Source organism: Pseudokineococcus lusitanus, assembly GCF_003751265.1.
Classification (GTDB): Bacteria; Actinomycetota; Actinomycetes; order Actinomycetales; family Quadrisphaeraceae; genus Pseudokineococcus; species Pseudokineococcus lusitanus.
The window spans coordinates 80,925-98,943 of sequence record NZ_RJKN01000004.1; the positions used below are offsets into that span (position 1 = coordinate 80,925).

The 18,019-nt window shown below is 76.4% G+C and carries 18 protein-coding genes; 4 read left to right on the top strand and 14 right to left on the bottom strand.

Annotation, left to right across the window (positions count from 1 at the left end):
- The first annotated feature begins 102 nt into the window (after positions 1–102).
- A complete protein-coding gene (locus EDC03_RS08515) occupies positions 103–807 on the top strand; it encodes an aminoacyl-tRNA deacylase (RefSeq protein WP_123379815.1) in 705 nt (234 codons plus the stop codon).
- Between the two features lie 111 nt (positions 808–918).
- Here the strand turns inward: EDC03_RS08515 and EDC03_RS08520 are convergent, their stop codons facing one another.
- From EDC03_RS08520 to EDC03_RS08570, 11 genes are all read right to left on the bottom strand, one after another.
- A complete protein-coding gene (locus EDC03_RS08520) occupies positions 919–1,209 on the bottom strand; it encodes a hypothetical protein (RefSeq protein WP_123379816.1) in 291 nt (96 codons plus the stop codon).
- Entirely contained in the window at positions 1,206–1,697 is a 492-nt protein-coding gene (locus EDC03_RS08525; protein WP_123379817.1) for a hypothetical protein, read from the bottom strand. The genes EDC03_RS08520 and EDC03_RS08525 overlap by 4 nt, the downstream gene beginning before the upstream one ends.
- On the bottom strand, positions 1,694–3,007 hold the full coding sequence (locus EDC03_RS08530; protein WP_123379818.1) for a thymidine phosphorylase: 1,314 nt from the start codon (positions 3,005–3,007) through the stop codon (positions 1,694–1,696). The genes EDC03_RS08525 and EDC03_RS08530 overlap by 4 nt, the downstream gene beginning before the upstream one ends.
- A 124-nt stretch (positions 3,008–3,131) precedes the next feature.
- Positions 3,132–4,445, bottom strand: a complete 1,314-nt coding sequence (locus EDC03_RS08535) for an MFS transporter (RefSeq protein ID WP_123379819.1) — start codon at positions 4,443–4,445, stop codon at positions 3,132–3,134.
- A 47-nt stretch (positions 4,446–4,492) separates the two neighbouring features.
- Positions 4,493–4,921: a cytidine deaminase gene (locus tag EDC03_RS08540; protein ID WP_123379820.1), complete on the bottom strand. Its 429-nt coding sequence runs from the start codon at positions 4,919–4,921 to the stop codon at positions 4,493–4,495.
- Positions 4,918–6,213 carry an ABC transporter permease gene (locus tag EDC03_RS08545; protein WP_123379821.1) on the bottom strand — a complete coding sequence of 432 codons (1,296 nt, stop codon included), beginning with the start codon at positions 6,211–6,213 and terminating at the stop codon, positions 4,918–4,920. Before EDC03_RS08545 ends, EDC03_RS08540 begins: the two co-directional genes overlap by 4 nt.
- Positions 6,210–7,448: an ABC transporter permease gene (locus tag EDC03_RS08550; RefSeq protein ID WP_123379822.1), complete on the bottom strand. Its 1,239-nt coding sequence runs from the start codon at positions 7,446–7,448 to the stop codon at positions 6,210–6,212. Before EDC03_RS08550 ends, EDC03_RS08545 begins: the two co-directional genes overlap by 4 nt.
- Positions 7,445–9,100 carry an ABC transporter ATP-binding protein gene (locus EDC03_RS08555; RefSeq protein ID WP_123379823.1) on the bottom strand — a complete coding sequence of 552 codons (1,656 nt, stop codon included), beginning with the start codon at positions 9,098–9,100 and terminating at the stop codon, positions 7,445–7,447. Before EDC03_RS08555 ends, EDC03_RS08550 begins: the two co-directional genes overlap by 4 nt.
- A gap of 124 nt (positions 9,101–9,224) precedes the next feature.
- Entirely contained in the window at positions 9,225–10,313 is a 1,089-nt protein-coding gene (locus EDC03_RS08560) for a BMP family lipoprotein (protein WP_123379824.1), read from the bottom strand.
- A gap of 174 nt (positions 10,314–10,487) precedes the next feature.
- Positions 10,488–11,780, bottom strand: coding sequence for an amidohydrolase (locus EDC03_RS08565; protein WP_241967105.1), 1,293 nt, complete (start codon positions 11,778–11,780; stop codon positions 10,488–10,490).
- Between the two features lie 61 nt (positions 11,781–11,841).
- Entirely contained in the window at positions 11,842–12,975 is a 1,134-nt protein-coding gene (locus EDC03_RS08570; RefSeq protein WP_123379825.1) for a mannose-1-phosphate guanylyltransferase, read from the bottom strand.
- Positions 12,976–13,242: 267 nt separating this feature from the next.
- Between EDC03_RS08570 and sdhC the strand changes: the two genes are divergently transcribed.
- The 3 genes from sdhC to EDC03_RS08585 all read left to right on the top strand — a co-directional run bounded on the left by sdhC (position 13,243) and on the right by EDC03_RS08585 (position 14,964).
- Positions 13,243–13,611 carry a succinate dehydrogenase, cytochrome b556 subunit gene (gene sdhC, locus EDC03_RS08575; RefSeq protein WP_206749992.1) on the top strand — a complete coding sequence of 123 codons (369 nt, stop codon included), beginning with the start codon at positions 13,243–13,245 and terminating at the stop codon, positions 13,609–13,611.
- 2 nt (positions 13,612–13,613) lie between these two features.
- The gene (locus EDC03_RS08580) at positions 13,614–14,075 is read left to right on the top strand and encodes a succinate dehydrogenase hydrophobic membrane anchor subunit (protein WP_123379827.1); all 462 of its coding nucleotides are present in this window, start codon (positions 13,614–13,616) and stop codon (positions 14,073–14,075) included.
- Positions 14,076–14,151: 76 nt separating this feature from the next.
- A complete protein-coding gene (locus tag EDC03_RS08585; RefSeq protein ID WP_123379828.1) occupies positions 14,152–14,964 on the top strand; it encodes a succinate dehydrogenase iron-sulfur subunit in 813 nt (270 codons plus the stop codon).
- Positions 14,965–15,064: 100 nt separating this feature from the next.
- On the opposite strand, the gene EDC03_RS08590 is transcribed toward EDC03_RS08585, so the two are convergent.
- The 3 genes from EDC03_RS08590 to trpS are packed head-to-tail and all read right to left on the bottom strand — an operon-like array spanning position 15,065 to position 17,971.
- Complete coding sequence (locus EDC03_RS08590; protein ID WP_158674250.1) at positions 15,065–16,234, bottom strand: YihY/virulence factor BrkB family protein; 1,170 nt, start codon at positions 16,232–16,234, stop codon at positions 15,065–15,067.
- Entirely contained in the window at positions 16,231–16,860 is a 630-nt protein-coding gene (locus tag EDC03_RS08595; RefSeq protein ID WP_241967107.1) for a 2'-5' RNA ligase family protein, read from the bottom strand. Before EDC03_RS08595 ends, EDC03_RS08590 begins: the two co-directional genes overlap by 4 nt.
- A gap of 7 nt (positions 16,861–16,867) precedes the next feature.
- Positions 16,868–17,971, bottom strand: coding sequence for a tryptophan--tRNA ligase (gene trpS, locus EDC03_RS08600; protein ID WP_123379830.1), 1,104 nt, complete (start codon positions 17,969–17,971; stop codon positions 16,868–16,870).
- Between the last annotated feature and the right edge of the window lie 48 nt (positions 17,972–18,019).

Consider the following 18,019-nt stretch of genomic DNA (forward strand, 5'->3'; position numbering starts at 1 on the left):
CCGACAGCCGTCAAGACGGGACGGGCGACCGGTGGACGGCCGCTCCCCGCGGCCCCCGGCACGGACCGGGCACGCCGTCCGCCGCGCCACTAGCCTCGGGCGATGGCGCCGACGCCGGCCGACGAGGCCCTCCCCGCGGGCGACGGCGCCGCGCCCGTCGCCACCGCCCCGACGCCGGCCCGCGCCCCCGCGGGCGCCCCCGCCGACGCCGCCGCCCCGGACCCCGTCGTCCTCGACGCCGCCGCCGACCCGGTCGTCACCGCCGTGCGGCAGGCCCTCGCCGACGTCGGTGCGCAGGCGGACGTCGTCGTCCTCGACCACCCGCCCGGCTCCGCCGCCGACCTCGCCCGCGAGGTCCCCGGCTCCGCCGCCGACCTCGCCCGCGAGGTGGGAGCGCCCGCCGGCGCGGTGGCGCGGTGCGCGCTCCTGCTCGCGGACCCCGCCGACCCGCCGCGGGCCCGGACCCGCGCGGTCCTCGTCGTCCTCGTCGCCGCCCGTCCCCTGCGCACGGACGAGGTGGTGCGGCTCGTGGCGAGCCGCGGCCTGCCGGGCCTGCGCCCCGCCACCGCCGCCGAGGTGGTCCGGCTCTGCGGGTGCCCGCCGGAGGACCTCCCGCCCGTCGGCCTGCCGCTGCCCGGGGCGGACGCCGGCCGCGCCGCGCTCGAGGTCGTCGACGTCCTCGTCGACGCGGCGCTGGCCGCCCACCCCCGGCTCTGGGCCCCGGCGGGCCGCCCGGGGACGGCGCTGCAGGTCTCCTCCGAGGAGCTCCTCCGCATCACGGCGGGACGCCCGGTCGAGCTGGCCTGAGGTGCCCCGCGACGACGGACGGGCGCCCGCCCACGCCCTCGAGGGGCGGGACGGGCGCCCGTGGGGAGCCGTGCGGGCCGGCCGGGCCCGGGTGCGGGGTCGAGGTGCCCCTCAGTACCCGTCGCCGTGCTGGCCGGGGTGCTCGGGGCCCGTGTCGCCCTGCACGGCGTCGTCGGCGGACGGCGTGCCGTCCTCGCCCGCCGTGACGCCCGCGAGCGGGTCGCCGCCCGAGGTACCGGTGGTGTCGGGCAGGTGCGTCTGCTCGTCCTGGTCCTCGGGCACCGAGCCCCCGCCGGAGGCCCGCGACACGTAGCTCGTCTGCTCCGCCTGGACCGTCTCGACCTCCTCGTTGTCGAAGACGTCGACCTCGCGGGGCTCCTCGCCCGTCGTCTGCTCGCTCAAGGGTGCGCTCCTCCGTGGTCCGTGCGCCCGTCCGGGCGCGCTGCCCCACCCTGGCCGCCGCGGCGCCGGGGCGCGCGGCGTGGCCGGGCCGGGGCCTCGGCCCGCGCCGCCGCGAGCAGGGCCTCGAAGCGTCCGACGACGTCGTCGACGACGCCGGGCGCGTCCGCGTCCCGCCACTCGTGCCAGGCGCCCCGGCGGCCGGACGGGTCCCACCACCCCCGGGCGGGCGTCGCGGCGACCCGCAGGTGACCGGCGTCGGCGTCGAACCAGACGTCCACCACGGTCCCGCCCGCCGCCACGGCGCGGTCGCCCCACCCGCGGACGCCGGCCCGGCGGTCGCCCGGGGCGTCCCACCGGTCGGTGCGCCCGCCCTCGACGTCGTCCAGCCCGGCCACGAGCGCCTCGACCCGCCGCCGCACCTCGAGCAGGACCGGCGGCGGATCCGGCGGCGGGTCGACGGCGCCGTGGCGCGGGGACCCGGGCCTCACCCGGCCACGCGCTCCAGCACGAGGTCGGGGGTCGCCGGGCGGGAGACCTCGGGCGCCACCTCGACGGCCCCCTCGAGCGCCTCGTGCGCCCGGGCGAAGCGCTCGGGCGTGTCGGTGTGCAGCGTCATGAGCGGCTGGCCGGCGCGGACCGTGTCGCCCGGCTTGGCGTGGAGCTCGACGCCGGCGCCGGCCTGCACCGGGTCCTGCCGGCGTGCGCGCCCGGCCCCGAGGCGCCAGGCGGCCACGCCGACGCCCAGGGCGTCGAGCCGGACGAGGACGCCGTCGGCCGGGGCGAGCACGACGTCGGTCTCCCGCGCCGTCGGCAGGTCGGCCGCGGGGTCGCCGCCCTGCGCCGCCACCATGCGGCGCCACGCGTCCATCGCGCGGCCGTCGGCGAGCGCGTCGGCCGGGTCGACCCCGTCCACGCCGGCGGCGGCGAGCATCTCGCGGGCCAGGGCCAGCGTGAGCGCGACGATGTCGGCCGGGCCGCCGCCCGCGAGCACCTCGACGGACTCGCGCACCTCGAGCGCGTTGCCGGCGGTCAGCCCCAGCGGGGTCGACATCTCGGTCAGCAGCGCCACGGTCCGCACGCCGGCGTCCGTGCCCAGCGCGACCATGGTCCGAGCCAGCTCCCGGGCCGTCGCGAGGTCCTTCATGAACGCCCCGGTCCCGACCTTGACGTCGAGCACGAGGGCGTCGGTGCCCTCGGCGATCTTCTTGCTCATGATCGAGCTGGCGATGAGCGGCACCGACTCCACGGTGCCCGTGACGTCGCGCAGGGCGTACAGCCGCTTGTCCGCGGGCGCGAGGCCGTCGCCCGCGGCGCAGACGACGGCGCCGACCTCCTCGAGCTGGCGCCGCACCTCGTCCGTCGAGAGCGAGGCGCGCCAGCCGGGGATCGCCTCCATCTTGTCGAGCGTCCCGCCCGTGTGACCGAGGCCGCGGCCGGACAGCTGGGGGACGGCGACGCCGCAGGCGGCCACGAGCGGCGCCAGCGGCAGCGTGATCTTGTCGCCGACGCCGCCGGTGGAGTGCTTGTCGGCGGTGGGCCGCGACAGCCCGGCCGAGAGGTCCAGCCGCTCCCCGGAGGCGATCATCGCGGCGGTCCAGCGGGCGGTCTCCTCCCGCGTCATGCCGTTGAGCAGCACGGCCATGGCGAGCGCCGACATCTGCTCCTCGGCGACGACGCCGCGCGTGTAGGCGTCCACCACCCAGTCGACCTGGGCGTCCGGCAGGACGCCCCCGTCGCGCTTGGTCCGGATGACGTCGACGGCGTCGAAGGGCTCGGTGCGCTGCTGGCTGTCGGGCATGCGCGCGACCCTACGGCCGGCCGGCGGACGCCGCCCCGGGCCGCGACGGGCGGGCCCGGCCCGCCCGCAGGTCCGGCGACCCCTCCCCCGCGCCCTCCCGACGCCCGCGGCAGCCGCGGGCCCCTCAGGCGGTCGCGGCGGCGGTCTCGCGCGGCCGCGGCGCGGCCCCGCCCCGCTGGAGCAGGACCACGGCGGCCACGAGGACGAGCAGCACCCCGGCGAGCCCGTCGAAGCCGACCAGCGCGAGGACCGGGCCCGCCACGGCGCCGCCGGCGGCCCCCGTGAGGCTCATGAGCGCGTCGGAGACCCCCTGCAGCCGCGGCCGGTCCTGCGGGCCGACGGCGGCGGTCACGAGCGTGGACCCGGCGACGGTGGCGGCCGACCAGCCGAGGCCGAGGAGGACGAGGGCGACCGTGACGGCGCCGTGGGCGTCGGCGGCGACCAGGGAGAGCAGCAGGGCGGCGGCCAGCAGCCCCTGGCCGGCCAGGACCACGGCGCGGGCGCCGACCCGGTCGGTGAGGGCGCCGACGACGGGCGACAGGGCGTACATGCCGGCCACGTGGAGGCTGATCGTCAGGCCCACGACCGCGAGCGACGAGCCGTGCTCGGTGAGGTGCACGGGCGTCATCGCCATGAGCGCGACCATGACGGCGTGGCCGAGCGCCAGCGTGGCGACGGCCCGGCGTGCCGCCGGCGTCCTGCGCAGGACGGCCAGGCCGCCGGCCGCCCGGCGCGGCACGACGACGTCGCCGGGGGCGCCGGCGGCCCGGGCCCGGGCCCGGGCCGTGGCGGTGAGCAGCGGGTCCGGGCGCAGGCCCACGAGGTACACGAGGGCCCCGACCGCCTGGGCGGTGGCGGACACGACGAAGCCCCCGGTGAGCGGCGGCAGCCCCAGCGACCGCCCGAGGCCCTCGCCGGGCTCGAAGAGGTTGGGGCCCGCGACGGCGCCGACCGTCGTCGACCAGACGACGAGGGACAGGTCGCGGCCGCGGGACGCGGGGGCGGCCAGGTCCGTCGCCGCGAAGCGGGCCTGGAGGGTGAGCGCCTGCCCGGACCCCATGAGCAGCAGACCGAGCAGCAGCAGGGCGAGGGCGCTCGTCACGGCCGCCGTCACGACGACCGCGCCGCCGGCGACGGCCAGGAGCCCGCCGGTGCTGAGAGACACCCGGCGGCCGCGCGCCTGGGCGAGCCGGGCCAGCGGGACGGCCAGCACCGCTGCGCCGAGCGTGGCCGTCGTGGCGGCCATGCCCGACCACGCCGTCGAGCCCGACACCTCGGCGAGCAGGAGCGCGCCGAGGCTGAGCGTCGCGCCGTTGCCCAGGCCGCCCAGGACCTGGCCGGCGACGAGCGTCCGGACGACGCGTCGCTGCAGCCGCCGCGGGCCGGCAGGAGCTCGGCTGCCCGCACCGTCGTCGGCGCCCGTCGTCGCCCCGGTCATCGCCCCGCCCCGGCCCTCGTCGGCCCGCCCACCCCTTCCGGCCGCCCTCAGCGCGTCCGCAGGTCCTCGACGCCGAAGGCCTGCGGGAGCACCGCCGTCATCGGCAGCACGCCCTCGGGCGTGTCGAGCAGGCACGTCGGCCCGCCGTTCTCCCACAGCAGCTGCCGGCAGCGCCCGCACGGCATGAGCGCGGTGCCCGAGCGGTCGACGCACGCGACGGCGACGAGCCGCCCACCGCCCGTCGCGTGCAGGGAGCCGACCATCCCGCACTCGGCGCAGAGGGTGACGCCGTAGCCGGCGTTCTCCACGTTGCAGCCGACGACGACGCGCCCGTCGTCGACGAGGCCCGCCACGCCCACCGGGAACCCCGAGTACGGGGCGTACGCCCGGTGCATGACCTCGGTGGCCGCGGCCCGCAGCGCGTCCCAGTCGACCCGGTCCGCCGCCGGCGCGCCGCCGGCGTCGCCCGCGGTCACTTCTCGTACGGGGTGCCGGCGGCGGCCGGCCCCCGCACCCGGCCCACGAGCCCGGCGACGGCGAAGATCGTCGCGAGGTACGGCGCCATGAGGAGGAACTGGCTGGGGATCGGCGTGCCGATCACCGAGAGCACGTTCTGCAGGTTGGACGCGAAGCCGAAGAGCAGGGCCGCGCCGAGCGCGCCCAGCGGGCTCCAGCGTCCGAAGATCATGGCCGCGAGGGCGATGTAGCCGCTGCCCGCCGTCATCTCGCGGTTGAAGGCGAGCCCCGCGGCGGAGGCGCCGAGGGTGAAGGACGCCCCGCCGAGCCCGGCGATGGCGCCGCCGAGGACGACGGCCCGGAAGCGGGTGCGCTGCACGGGGATGCCGACGGTGTCGGCGGCCTTCGGGTGCTCCCCCACCGCCCGCAGGCGCAGGCCCCACCGGCTGCGGAAGAGCATGACGTGCAGCACGGCGACGACGACGTACATGAGGTAGACGAGCAGGTTCTGGTTGAACAGGACCGGCCCGACGACGGGGACCTGCGACAGGCCCGGGACCGGCAGCGCCGGCAGGCCCGTCGGGGAGTTCCACCCGCTGTTGTCCGACAGCACCGTCGAGTAGAGGAAGCTCGTGAGGCCGATGACGAGGACGTTGAGGACGACGCCCACGATGATCTGGTTGACGAGGTACCGGATGGTGAAGACGGCGAGCAGCATCCCGACGAGGACGCCGCCGACCGGCGCCGCGACGAGCCCCAGGTAGGCGGTCCCGGACAGCGACGCGACGACGGCGCCGAGGAACGCGCCGAGGAGCAGCTGGCCCTCGATGGCGATGTTGACCACGCCGGCCCGCTCGCTGACGACACCGGCCATCGCGCCGAAGACGAGCGGCGCCCCGAGCAGGAGGGTGCCGCCGAGGAGGCTGACGAGGGACACCCGGGCGCCCGTGACGACCCACACGAGGAAGGCGAGGACGAAGAGGGCGCCGAAGACGGGGACCACCCACGAGGGCGTCCTCCGCCCACCGACGGCCCGCGCCCACGCGAGGGCGGCCACGGCGGCGCAGCCGACGAGGAGGACGAGGGCCGCACCGCGGCTGGGCAGGACGAGGTCGGGCAGCGCGACGACGTCGCGGGCCGAGGCCAGCGACAGGGTCGTCGTGCCGCCGTCGGCGAGCAGGACGAAGGCCAGCAGGCCGAGCGCGGTGAGCACCGTCATGACGACGGGGCCGCGACGGCTCGGCCGCGGGGCGTCGGCCGCGGGGGCGCCCGCAGCGGCCGGGGCCGTGCTGGTGGCGGACGGCAGGCTCATGCGCGGGACTCCTCGACCTTCGGCGCGCGGAGGCGGAAGATCGCCCGCACGAGCGGCGGCGCCGCGATGAACAGCACGATGAGGGACTGGACGACGAGGACGATGTCGATCGGCGTCCCGGTCCGGGCCTGCATGGCCACGCCGCCGGCCTGCAGGGCGCCGAAGAGCAGCCCCGCCGCGACGACGCCGCCGGGCCGCGAGCGGCCGAGCAGCGCCACGGTGATGGCGTCGAAGCCGAAGGAGCCGGCCACGCCCGCGGTCAGCGACCCCTCCGTGCCCAGCAGGTGCACGGCGCCGGCGAGACCGGCGAGGCCGCCGGACAGGAGCATGACGACGAGGTACGAGCGCGGCACGGAGATGCCGGCGGTGCGGGCGGCAGCCGGGTTGGCGCCGACCGCGCGCAGGGCGAAGCCGGTGGTGCTCCGCTCGAGCAGCCACCACACGCCGACCGCCGCGAGGAGCACGAGGAGGAAGCCGGCGTGGAGGCGGAAGCCGTCGCCGAGCAGGCGCGGCAGCTCCGCCGTGCCCGCCACGGGCGGCGTGATGGGGTTGGCCTGCCCCTCGCGCTGGAAGGCGCGCAGCGTGAGCAGGTACTCGACGAGCCGCAGCGCGACGTAGTTGAGCATGATCGTGACGATGACCTCGTGGGCCCCGGTCCGGGCCTTGAGGCCGCCCGCGATGCCGCCCCACAGGGCCCCGCCGACGACGCCGCCGACGAGGGCGAGCAGCAGGTGCACGCCCACGGGCAGGTCGAGCATGAAGCCGACCGAGCCGGCGAGGACGGCGCCGAGCACGATCTGGCCCTGGGCGCCGATGTTGAACAGGCCCGCGCGGAAGCCGAGCGCGACGCCCAGCCCGGCGGCGATGAGCGGCGTCGCGACGGTCAGCGTCTCGGTGATCGGCCGGACGACCCGCGCGGGCGTGGCGGCCGTCCAGTCGACGACCGCGCCCTGCAGCAGCGCCGTGTAGGCACCGCCGACCGCGCCGCCGACGGCCGCGAAGAAGTCCGACGGCCGCGCGGTGACGTACCCGAGCGTCTCCTGGACGCGGGGGTCGGCCGCGGCGATGAGGACGCCGCCGACGACGAGCGCCAGCACGACGGCCAGCACGGACAGCAGCGCGGAGCCGTCGCGGACCGACGCCAGGGCGGCGCCGAAGCGGCCGGGCTCGGTGCCGGGCGGCGGCGCCTGCTGGCCCGGGGGGCCCTCGGGGGGCCGGACGTCCTGCGTGGTCACGGTGCCTCCTGCGTGGTGCCGGGCTGCTCCTCCGGGCGGGGCGCGCGGTGCGCGCCGCCGGGGGCGTCCCCGGCCGCGGCCCCGAGGACCTCGTCCGGGTGCTCGTCCGGGTGCTCGGCGAGCGTGGGGTGGGCCTGCGCCTGGCGGCGCGCCTCGTCCTCGGGGACCCCGGCCATCATGAGACCGAGGACGTCCCGCTCGGTGCTGCCGTCGACGACGCCGACGACCCGGCCGCGGTACATGACGGCGATCCGGTCGGCGAGCTCGACGACCTCGTCGAGCTCGGTGGACACGATGACGACGGGCGTGCCGCCGTCGCGCTCGGCGACGACGCGGCGGTGCACGAACTCGATGGAGCCGACGTCGAGCCCGCGCGTGGGCTGCGAGGCGATGAACAGCTCCAGCGGCCGGGACAGCTCGCGCGCGAGCACGACCTTCTGCTGGTTGCCGCCCGACAGGGCGCCGACCGGCGCGTCGACGCCCGTCGTGCGGACGTCGAACTCCGCGACGCGACGGGTCGCGTTCTCGCGGATGGCGTCCCGTCGCAGGCGCAGCCCCTTGCTGTAGGCCGGCGTGCGGACGAGGTCGAGGACGAGGTTCTCGGCCACGGACAGCGACGCGACGACGCCGTCGGTCGAGCGGTCCTCGGGCACGAAGCCGACACCGGCGTCGAGCACCTCGCGGACGCCGAGGCCGAGCAGCTCGCGGCCGCCGAGCCGCACGGAGCCGCTCTCGGCGGGCACGAGGCCCATCATCGCCTCGACGAGCTCGCTCTGGCCGTTGCCGTCGACGCCCGCCACGGCGAGGACCTCCCCCCGCGCGACGGTGAGGGACACGCCGTCGACGGCGCGGGCGCCGCGCGCGTCGCGCACGACGAGGTCGGAGACGACGAGGTGGTCCTCCCCGCGGTTCGGCGGCTCCTTGCCGACCCCGAGGCTGACGGCGCGGCCGACCATGAGGGACGCCAGCTCGTTCTCCGAGGCGTCCGGGGCGGCCGAGCCGACGACCTTGCCGCGACGGATGACGGTGATGCGGTCGGCGACCGCGCGGACCTCGCGGAGCTTGTGGGTGATGAAGACGACCGACGTCCCGGCGGCCTTGAGCTGCCGCATGATGTCGATGAGCTCGTCGGTCTCCTGCGGCGTCAGCACCGCGGTCGGCTCGTCGAGGATGAGGACCTTCGCGTCGCCGACGAGCGCCTTGATGATCTCGACGCGCTGCTGGACGCCGACCGGCAGGTCCTCGATGCGCGCGTCGGGGTCGACGCCGAACCCGTAGCGGTCGGACACCTCGCGCACCTGGCGGCGGGCCGCGTCGAGGTCGAGCAGGGGCCCGCGGGTCTTCTCGTGGCCGAGCACGACCGACTCGGCCACGGTGAAGACCGGCACGAGCATGAAGTGCTGGTGGACCATCCCGATCCCCGCGGCCATCGCCGCGCCGGGGCCGTCGAAGGTGACGGCGCGGTCGTCGACCAGCAGCTCCCCCTCGTCCGGGCGGTAGAGCCCGTAGAGCACGTTCATCAGGGTGCTCTTGCCGGCGCCGTTCTCGCCCAGGAGGCAGTGCACCTCGCCGGGCTCGACGACGAGGTCGATGGAGTCGTTGGCCACCAGGGCGCCGAAGCGCTTGGTGATGCCGCGGAGCTCGAGCCTCACGTCAGTCCTCCTCCACGGGCCTCGCGGCCCTGCGCGACGGCCCTCGCGGGCCCTCGGAAGTGTGCACGACGCGCGACGGCGCCGACCCGGGTCCCCGGGTCGGCGCCGTCACGCCGTGGGTGGGTCAGCCGCCCGTCCCGGGGGACGAGGGGGACTCGACGACGAGGTCGCCGGAGACGATCTGCTCCTGGAGCGCGGTGACCTCGTCCTGCAGCTCCTGGGGCACCTCGCCCTCGAGGTCGTGGTACGGCGCGAGCGCCACGCCGCCGTTCTCGAGCGTGCCCACGTACGGCTCGCCCGAGAAGTCGCCGTCGACGCCGGCGGAGATGGAGTCCTGCACCGCGGCGCCGATCTCCTTCACCACGCTGGTGAGGATGATGTCGCCGTACTCGGTGGACTCGTAGCCGTCCGAATCGACCCAGATGACCCGGACGCCCTCGGCGCCCTGGGCCGCGGAGGCCGCGCCGAGGCCGACCGGCCCGGCGACGGGGAGGATGACGTCCGCGCCCTGGTCGATGAAGTTCTGCGTCGTGTTGACGCCGTTGGTCTGGTTCTCGAAGTCGCCGGTGAACGAGCCGGTCTGGGCGTCGGCGTCCCAGCCGAGGACGGTCGTGTCCGTCCCCTTCTGCTCGTCGTAGTACTCGGCGCCGCGCACGAAGCCGTCCATGAAGACCGTGACGGACGGGATCTGGAGGCCGCCGAAGGTGGCGATGGTGCCGCTCTCGCTCGTGCCCGCCGCGACGTAGCCGGCGAGGAAGGACGCCTGCGCCGTGTCGAAGAGGAGGGGGCGGAGGTTCTCGTACGACTGCTCCGTCGAGGAGTCGACGAGGGCGTAGGACAGGTCCGGGTTGGCCTCCGCGGCGGCCGCGGTCGCGTCCGCGAGGAGGAAGCCGACGGCGACGGTGAGGTCGCAGCCGAGCTGGACCGTCTGGTCGACGTTCTGCTCGAAGTCGGCCGCGGTCTGGGACTCCAGCTCCTGCAGGCCGATCCCCAGCTCGGCCTCGGCGGCCTCGGCGCCCTCGCGGGCGGACTGGTTGAACGACTGGTCGTCGAAGCCGCCCTGGTCGGAGACCAGGCAGGCGAGGTAGTCGGACGCACCCTCGGAGGTGGCGCCGCCGGTGGCGCCCGACGTCTCCTCGGGGGGCTCGCCGCAGCCGGCCACGACCAGGGCCAGGACGCCGGCCAGCGCGCCCGCGCGCACGGTGTTCTTCACGTGTTCCTCCTCGCAGGCCCCGCGGGCGTGTCCTCGCGGGGTCGGTGGACTATAGGCAGCCCGCGGGGGCCCCGAGGGCCGCGCGCGGGCGGGTCACCGATCCGTGACCTGGCGCCCTCCGACCGGGCCGCGGGCACCACCCGGTCGGGGTGACCACGCCTCGGGACGGCCGTCTCAGCCCAGCAGCGCGACCGCCGCCAGGAGGCGCACGCCCACCTCGACGGCACCCTCGTCGGCGACGAAGTCGCCCTGGTGCAGGTCGTAGGTGCGCCCGCCCGGCGTCCGCGTCCCGAGCCGCGCCAGCGCGCCCGGCCGTCCCTCCTGGAGGTACCAGCCGAAGTCCTCGCCGCCGAGGCTCTGCTCGGTGCGCGCCTCCGCGCCCTCGGGCAGGACGGCGCGGGCCGCGTGCTGGAACGAGCGGACGGCGGCCTCGTCGTTGTCGACGGGCGGCACGCTGCGGGTGAGCTCGACCTGCGCGTCGACCCGGTACGGCGCCGTGACCCCGGCGACGACCTCCTCGACGATGGCGCCGGCCTCCTGCCAGGCGGCGACGTCGAGGACGCGCAGCGTCCCCTCCACGCAGCCCTCGGCCGGGATGGCGTTGGGCGCCGCGCCCGCCTGGATGCGCCCCCACGTGAGGTTGACGCCCGTGCGCGGGTCGAGCCGGCGGGAGAGGACGGCGGGCAGGGCGATGACGACCTGGCCGAGCGCGTAGACGAGGTCCCCGGTGAGGTGCGGGCGCGAGGTGTGACCCCCGCGGCCGCGGAGCCGGACCATGACGTGGTCGGACGCCGAGGTGATGGGCCCGTGCCGCAGCCCGACCTGCCCGACGTCCAGGCGGGGGTCGCAGTGGACGGCGAAGTAGCGGACGACGTCGTCGAGGACGCCGGTGGCGAGCACCTCGAGGGCCCCGCCCGGCGTGACCTCCTCGGCCGGCTGCATGAGCAGGCGCACCCGCCCCCGCAGGAGGCCGCGGCGCTGCGCCTCGGCGAGGACGAGCCCCGCGCCGAGCACGACGGTCGTGTGCACGTCGTGGCCGCACGCGTGGGCGGCGCCGGGCGTCGTCGAGGCGAAGGGCAGGCCGCTGCGCTCGTCGAGCGGCAGGGCGTCGATGTCCGCGCGCAGGACGACGGGCGGGGCGTCCTCGTCGCCCACGTCGCAGACGAGCCCCGTGCCCGGCAGCAGCTGCGGCCGCAGGCCCTCGGCCTCGAGGCGGCGGGCCAGCAGCGTCGTCGTGCGGACCTCGTGGTGGCCCAGCTCGGGGTGCGCGTGCACGTCGCGCCGCAGCGCCACGAGCTCGGGCAGGAGGTCGGGCAGCAGCTCGTCGAGGAGCGCGCGCACCGCCGCGTCGGCGACCTCGTCCCGGGGCGGGGCGGGCGGGGGCGCGGTCGTCCCCGCGCCGTCGCCGGCCGTCGCCCCCGGGTGCTTGACGACGTCGCGACGGGGGGCGGGGCCTGCGGTGCTCACGGGCGTCGACGCTACCGCGCGGGAGCGGCGCGGCCCCTGCCCGAGGGCAGGTCCGGCGGCGTCACAGCAGGTCGGCGCGCCCCTTGGCCCGCAGCGCCTCGACGACCTGCTTGACCTCCTGCGCGCGCGAGCGCGTCGTGACGAGGACGGCGTCGTCGGTGTCGACGACGACGACGTCGTCGAGGCCGATGACGGCGACCGTGCGGTTGCCGCGCGGCACGACGACGCCGGTGCTGTCCTGGGTGACGACGTGCTCGAGGTCGCCGATGACGCGGACGGCGGAGCCGGTGCCGAGGTCGGGGACGAGGGAGGCGAGGGCGTCCCAGTCGCCGACGTCGTCCCACGAGAAGCGCCCGCGGACGACGGCGACGCCGCCCGCCGCGGCCACCGGCTCGGCGATGGCGTGGTCGATGGCGATCTTCGTGAGCGTGGGCCACACGCGCTCGACGACGTCGGCGGCCTTGTGCGCCGGGAGGTCCTCGTGCGCCTCGGCGAGCTCGAGGAGCCCGGCGTGCAGCTGCGGGAGCTGCGCCTCGAGGTGGCCGAGGAGGACGTCGGCCCGGCTGACGAACATGCCGGCGTTCCAGCGGTAGTCGCCGGTGGCGAGGTACTGCTGCGCCGTGGCCGAGTCGGGCTTCTCGGTGAAGCCGGTGGCGCGGAAGGCGTCCGGCGCGCCCTCGACGTCCATGGCGTCGCCGGTCCGGATGTAGCCGAAGCCCGTCGACGGCGACGTCGGCTCGATCCCGATCGTCACGACGCTGCCCTGCTGCGCGACGGCGACGGCCTGGCGGACGGCACCGCCGAAGGCGCGCGCGTCGGGGATGAGGTGGTCGGCGGCGAAGGAGCCGACGACGGCCTCCGGGTCGCGGCGGTGGACGACGGCGGCGGCGAGGCCGATGGCGGCCATGGAGTCGCGCGGCGAGGGCTCGAGGAGCAGGTTGCCCCGCTCGAGCTGGGGCAGCTGGTCGCCGACGGCCCGGGCGTGCACCTCGCCCGTGACGAGCAGCAGCCGCTGCGGGGTGGCCAGCGGCACGAGGCGGTCCCACGTCGACTGGACCAGCGTGCGGCCGGAGGAGGTGAGGTCGTGGAGGAACTTGGGGGCGCCGGCCCGCGACAGCGGCCACAGCCGGGTGCCCGACCCGCCCGCCGGCACGACGGCCCAGAAGTGGTCCAGCGTCTCTCCCGAGGTCCTCATGCGGACAGGTTCGCAGACCCGCGGGTGACGGATGGGTCACATCCCTCGACCGGCGGCAGGCCCGGTCCGTCCCCACCCCGTCGGCTCCGTACCATGGGTCCCGGTCGGTGCACCGGGGGACGAGCCCCGCGGCGGCGGCCCCGGGGCCCCGATCCGGGACCCCGCGCCCGCAACCTCCCCGAGGAGCCGTCCGTGGCGACGACCACGCACAGCACCGGGACCTCAGGGTCCTCGGACTCCCGAGCGGTCGGCCGCCTCCGTGGCGCGGTGCCGCAGGGCACGCTCTACCGCGGCCGCGAGGGCATGTGGTCCTGGGTGGCCCACCGCATCACCGGCCTGCTGATCTTCGTCTTCCTCCTCGTGCACGTGCTGGACACCTCGCTCGTGCGGGTCTCCCCCGAGGCGTACAACGCGGTCATCGAGACCTACAAGAACCCGGTCGTCGGCCTCGGCGAGGCCGGCCTCGTGGGCGCCGTCCTCTTCCACGCCTTCAACGGCATCCGCGTGATGCTCGTCGACTTCTGGTCGCAGGGGCCCCGCTTCCACCGGCAGATGTTCTGGGCCGTCGGCGCGATCTGGGTCGTGCTCATGGTCCCGTTCCTCGTCCGGCACCTCGCCAACGTCTTCGGAGGCTGACCGTGACCGCTCCCCTCGTCGAGGCCCCCCGCTCGACCCCGTACCGCCGCTCCACGTCGCGCCGCTCGAACTACGAGATGTACAGCTGGCTCTTCATGCGGCTGTCCGGCGCCGTGCTCGTCGTCCTCGTCATCGGGCACCTCTTCGTCAACCTCATGGTCGGCGACGGCATCAGCGCCCTCGACTTCGGCTTCGTCGCCGGCAAGTGGGCCAGCCCCTTCTGGCAGGTCTGGGACCTCGCGATGCTGTGGCTCGCGATGATCCACGGCAGCAACGGCGTCCGGACGATCATCAACGACTACGCCGAGCGCGACATGACGCGGATCGTCCTCAAGACCTTCGTGGCCGTCGCCCTCGTCTTCACGATCGTGCTCGGCACGCTCGTCATCTTCACCTTCGAGCCGTGCCCCGTGGGTGCCGACGGCACGCTGCTGCCGGCCGCCGCCGAGTTCTGCAGCGCCTGACGCCGCCCTCGGGCGTCCGTCGCCCCCCGTCGCACCGCGATCCACCGCGCCCCGCGCGAGAGAAGAGCCGCACCCGATGAGCACCACCGCAGACGCGCCCGCCGGCACCACCGAGCGGTCGACGCCCGAGGAGACCGCGGGCGGCAGCGAGCTCGGCGCCGTCGCGCGCTTCGACGTCACGCTGAAGATCCGCCGGTACGACCCCGAGGGCGGCGAGGAGGGCGCGCAGCCCGAGGCGACGTGGCAGGAGTTCACCGTCACGGTCAACGGGACGGACCGCGTGCTCGACGCGCTGCACAAGATCAAGTGGGAGCAGGACGGGTCGCTGACCTTCCGCCGCTCCTGCGCGCACGGCGTGTGCGGCTCGGACGCCATGCGCATCAACGGCGTCAACCGGCTCGCCTGCAAGGTGCTGGTCAAGGACGTCAACCCCGACAAGCCCATCCTCGTGGAGCCCATCAAGGGCCTCCCCGTGGAGAAGGACCTCGTCGTGGACATGGAGCCCTTCTTCCAGTCCTACCGCGAGGTCATGCCCTTCCTCATCACGTCCGGCCACGAGCCGACGCGCGAGCGCCTGCAGACGCAGGAGGAGCGCGCCCGCTTCGACGACACGACGAAGTGCATCCTCTGCGCCGCGTGCACGTCCTCGTGCCCGGTGTTCTGGACGGACGGCCAGTACTTCGGCCCGGCCGCCATCGTCAACGCGCACCGCTTCATCTTCGACAGCCGTGACGAGGGCGCCGACGTCCGCCTCGAGGTCCTCAACGACCGCGAGGGCGTGTGGCGCTGCCGCACCACGTTCAACTGCTCGGAGGCCTGCCCCCGCGGCATCCAGGTCACCAAGGCCATCCACGAGGTCAAGCGGGCGCTGCTGACGCGCACCGTCTGAGCCCCCGCGGCCCTCGGCCGCCGACGACGACGCCCGGTCCTCCTCGCGGAGGCCCGGGCGTCGTCGTGCGGGGTGGGGGTGTACGGCGGCGGGGCTGCGGTCAGCGGCGGCCGACGCCGCGGACCGCCTCCCCCACGGCGCGGACGGCGCCGTTGCCGAGCGCGAGGAGCCCTGCGCCGACGACGCCGAGCACCGCGCCGGCGGCCAGCGTGGTGCGGTCCGTCGTCCGCTGGTCGAAGGTGACAGCCGTGCGGGGACGCGGCCCGGCGGGGACGTCGAGGTCCTCGCGCACGGCCGTGCCCATGACCGTCGCGCCGGGGCGGACGAGGACGTGGCTGCCGGCGTCGTCCGCGGCCGTGGCGCCCCAGGCGGCGGCGACGAGGGTGATCCGCGACAGCAGGCCCAGCCAGACGAGCACGGCGCCCAGCGTGGCGCTCGCGGCGACGACGGGGTTGCCGCCGCCGACGAAGCGCAGCAGCGCCCCGCCGACGGTCGTCACGAGCGCCAGCGCGACGCCACCGACGACGGCGCCCTGGCGCAGGTCCCGCAGCGGCGCCGGGACGTCGGCGAGGACGCGGAAGAGGAGCAGGAAGACGCCGGTGTAGACGGTGGCGGCGATGCCGAAGCCGACCACCGCGAGGAGGAAGGCCGTGAGGCGCGAGGGGTCGACGCCGATGAGCGCGAGCAATGGGCCGCTGGCCAGGCCGAGCAGCGCGGCCGCGGCCCCGGCCACGAGCACGGCCAGGCCCAGCGTCACGAGGACGAGCAGGTCCTTGAGCTTCTTGCCGACGACGGGCCGGCGGTCCGGCTCCTCGGTGAAGACCGCGCGGATGCCCTCGCGGAGCGCGTCGAGCCAACCGAGGCCGGCGACCAGCGCGACGACGAAGGCGACGACGCCGGTGACCGACAGGACGTCGGAGCGCAGCAGGTCGTCGGGGTCGAGCAGTCCCGTGGTGCCGTTCACCGTGAGGAGCCCGGGCACGGTCTCGTTGAGCTGCTCGTAGACCCGCGCCTGCAGGTCCGGCCGCGACCCGAAGACGAGGCCCAGCACCGACACCGCCACGACGAGGATCGACGCGAGGGAGAAGAGCCCCACGAAGGCGATGCCGCCCGCGAGGACGTTGCCGCGGTGGCCGCTGAAGTGCAGGTACGCCCGCACGGGGCGCAGGGCCGTGAGGCGGGCGACGAGCCCGGGGGCGGCCTGGGCCTCGTCCTCGGCGGGAGGGGCCGGGGTGACGCCCGGCACGGGCCGCGTCGTCGGGGCGCTCACGCCGCACCCCCGGCCGCGGCCGCGTCGCCGACGAGGCGGAAGCGGCGGTAGGGGCGCCAGACGCCGTCGTGGCCGTGCCGGTAGAGCCAGAACGCGTCCACGGCCAGGTCCACCTCGAAGTCGGAGAGCTCGGCGAGCGCGCGGTCCATCGCGGCGTCGGGGACGTGGTGCGCCACCGTGACGTGCGGGTGGTAGTCGAAGGCGAGCTCGCGCTCGAGCGGCCCGCGGCGGACCGCGCGCTCGAGGGCGCCGCACTCGGCGGCCCCCTCGGCGAGGGCGACGAAGACGACGGGCGACACGGGGCGGAAGGTCCCGGTGCCGCGCAGGCTCAGCGTGAAGGGCCCGGTGGCCGCGGCGGCCCGCTGGAGGTGCTCGAGCACCTCGTCGACCCGTCCCGACGGCACCGTCGTCGGCGGCAGGAGCGTCACGTGCGGCGGGACGGCGTCCGCGAGCGGGTCCCCGAAGGCACGGCGGTGCTCGCGGAGCCGGGTGGCGTGCGGCTCGGGCACGGCGACGGCGACGCCCACGGTGACCTCGTGGTCGGCGAGCGGCCGGAGGTCGATGCCCATCGTCGCGGGGGCCGGCTCGACCGGTCGGCCGCCCGGTGCGGGCGCTCCGCCGCTCACCGCCGCGTCACCGTCGCGCCGCCGGGAGCAGGCCGACCCGCTCGCGGACGCGGGCGAGGACGTCCCCGGCGATCCCGCGGGCGCGCTCGGCGCCGTCGGCCAGCAGGGCGTCGAGCTGCGCCGGGTCGTCGAGCAGCTCGAGGGTGCGCGTGCGCACGGGGTCGAGCGCGGCGACGACGACGTCGGCGACCTCCTTCTTGAGGTCCCCGTACCCGCGGCCGGCGAAGCGCGCCTCGAGCTCCGCGACGCCCTCCCCCGACAGCGCGCTGTGGATGTCGAGGAGGTTGGTGACACCGGGCTTGGCGGCGCGGTCGTGCACGACCTCGCGGCCGGTGTCCGTGACGGCGGAGCGGATCTTCTTGGCGACGACCTTGGGGTCGTCCATGAGGTCGACGAGGCCCGCCGTGCTGGCGGCGCTCTTGCTCATCTTCGCCGTCGGGTCCTGGAGGTCGGCCACGCGGGCGGTGGCCGACGGGAGGTGCGCCTGCGGCACGACGAAGGTGCGGCCGTAGCGGCCGTTGAAGCGCTGCGCGAGGTCGCGCGTCAGCTCGAGGTGCTGCCGCTGGTCGTCGCCGACCGGGACCCGCTCGGTGTCGTAGAGGAGGATGTCCGCCGCCATGAGCACCGGGTAGGTGAAGAGGCCGACGTTCGTGGCCTCGGAGCCGTGCCGCTGCGACTTGTCCTTGAACTGGGTCATCCGGCTGGCCTCGCCGAAGCCGGTGAGGCAGGACAGGACCCACGCGAGCTCGGTGTGCTCGGGCACGTGGCTCTGGAGGAAGAGGCTGGCCCGCTCCGGGTCCACGCCCGCGGCGAGGTACTGGGCGGCCGTCCGGCGGCTGCGGTCCCGCAGGTCCGCCGGGTCCACCTGGACCGTCAGCGCGTGGAGGTCGACGACGCAGTACAGCGCGTCGTGCGTGTCCTGGAGGGCGACCCACTGGCGCAGCGCGCCGAGGTAGTTGCCGAGGTGGAGCGAGGCGCCCGTCGGCTGCATCGCGGACAGGACGCGGGGGCGGTGGTCGGGGGCGGGGCCGCCCGGCGCGGCCGTCGTGGCCGGCGTCGCGGGAGGCCCTGCGGTCGTGGACGTCGCGGCGGCCGACGGCGGTGCGGACATGCCGGTCATCATGGCAGCCCGCCGCCGCGGCGGTCGGACCCCGCCCGG

Excerpts from the sequence above, each read along its gene's own strand:
- trpS (WP_123379830.1), bottom strand. The coding sequence starts at position 17,971 with ATGTCCGCACCGCCGTCGGCCGCCGCGACGTCCACGACCGCAGGGCCT.
- EDC03_RS08585 (WP_123379828.1), top strand. The coding sequence starts at position 14,152 with ATGAGCACCACCGCAGACGCGCCCGCCGGCACCACCGAGCGGTCGACG.
- EDC03_RS08530 (WP_123379818.1), bottom strand. The coding sequence starts at position 3,007 with ATGCCCGACAGCCAGCAGCGCACCGAGCCCTTCGACGCCGTCGACGTC.
- EDC03_RS08515 (WP_123379815.1), top strand. The coding sequence starts at position 103 with ATGGCGCCGACGCCGGCCGACGAGGCCCTCCCCGCGGGCGACGGCGCC.
- EDC03_RS08535 (WP_123379819.1), bottom strand. The coding sequence starts at position 4,445 with ATGACCGGGGCGACGACGGGCGCCGACGACGGTGCGGGCAGCCGAGCT.
- EDC03_RS08545 (WP_123379821.1), bottom strand. The coding sequence starts at position 6,213 with ATGAGCCTGCCGTCCGCCACCAGCACGGCCCCGGCCGCTGCGGGCGCC.
- EDC03_RS08570 (WP_123379825.1), bottom strand. The coding sequence starts at position 12,975 with ATGAGGACCTCGGGAGAGACGCTGGACCACTTCTGGGCCGTCGTGCCG.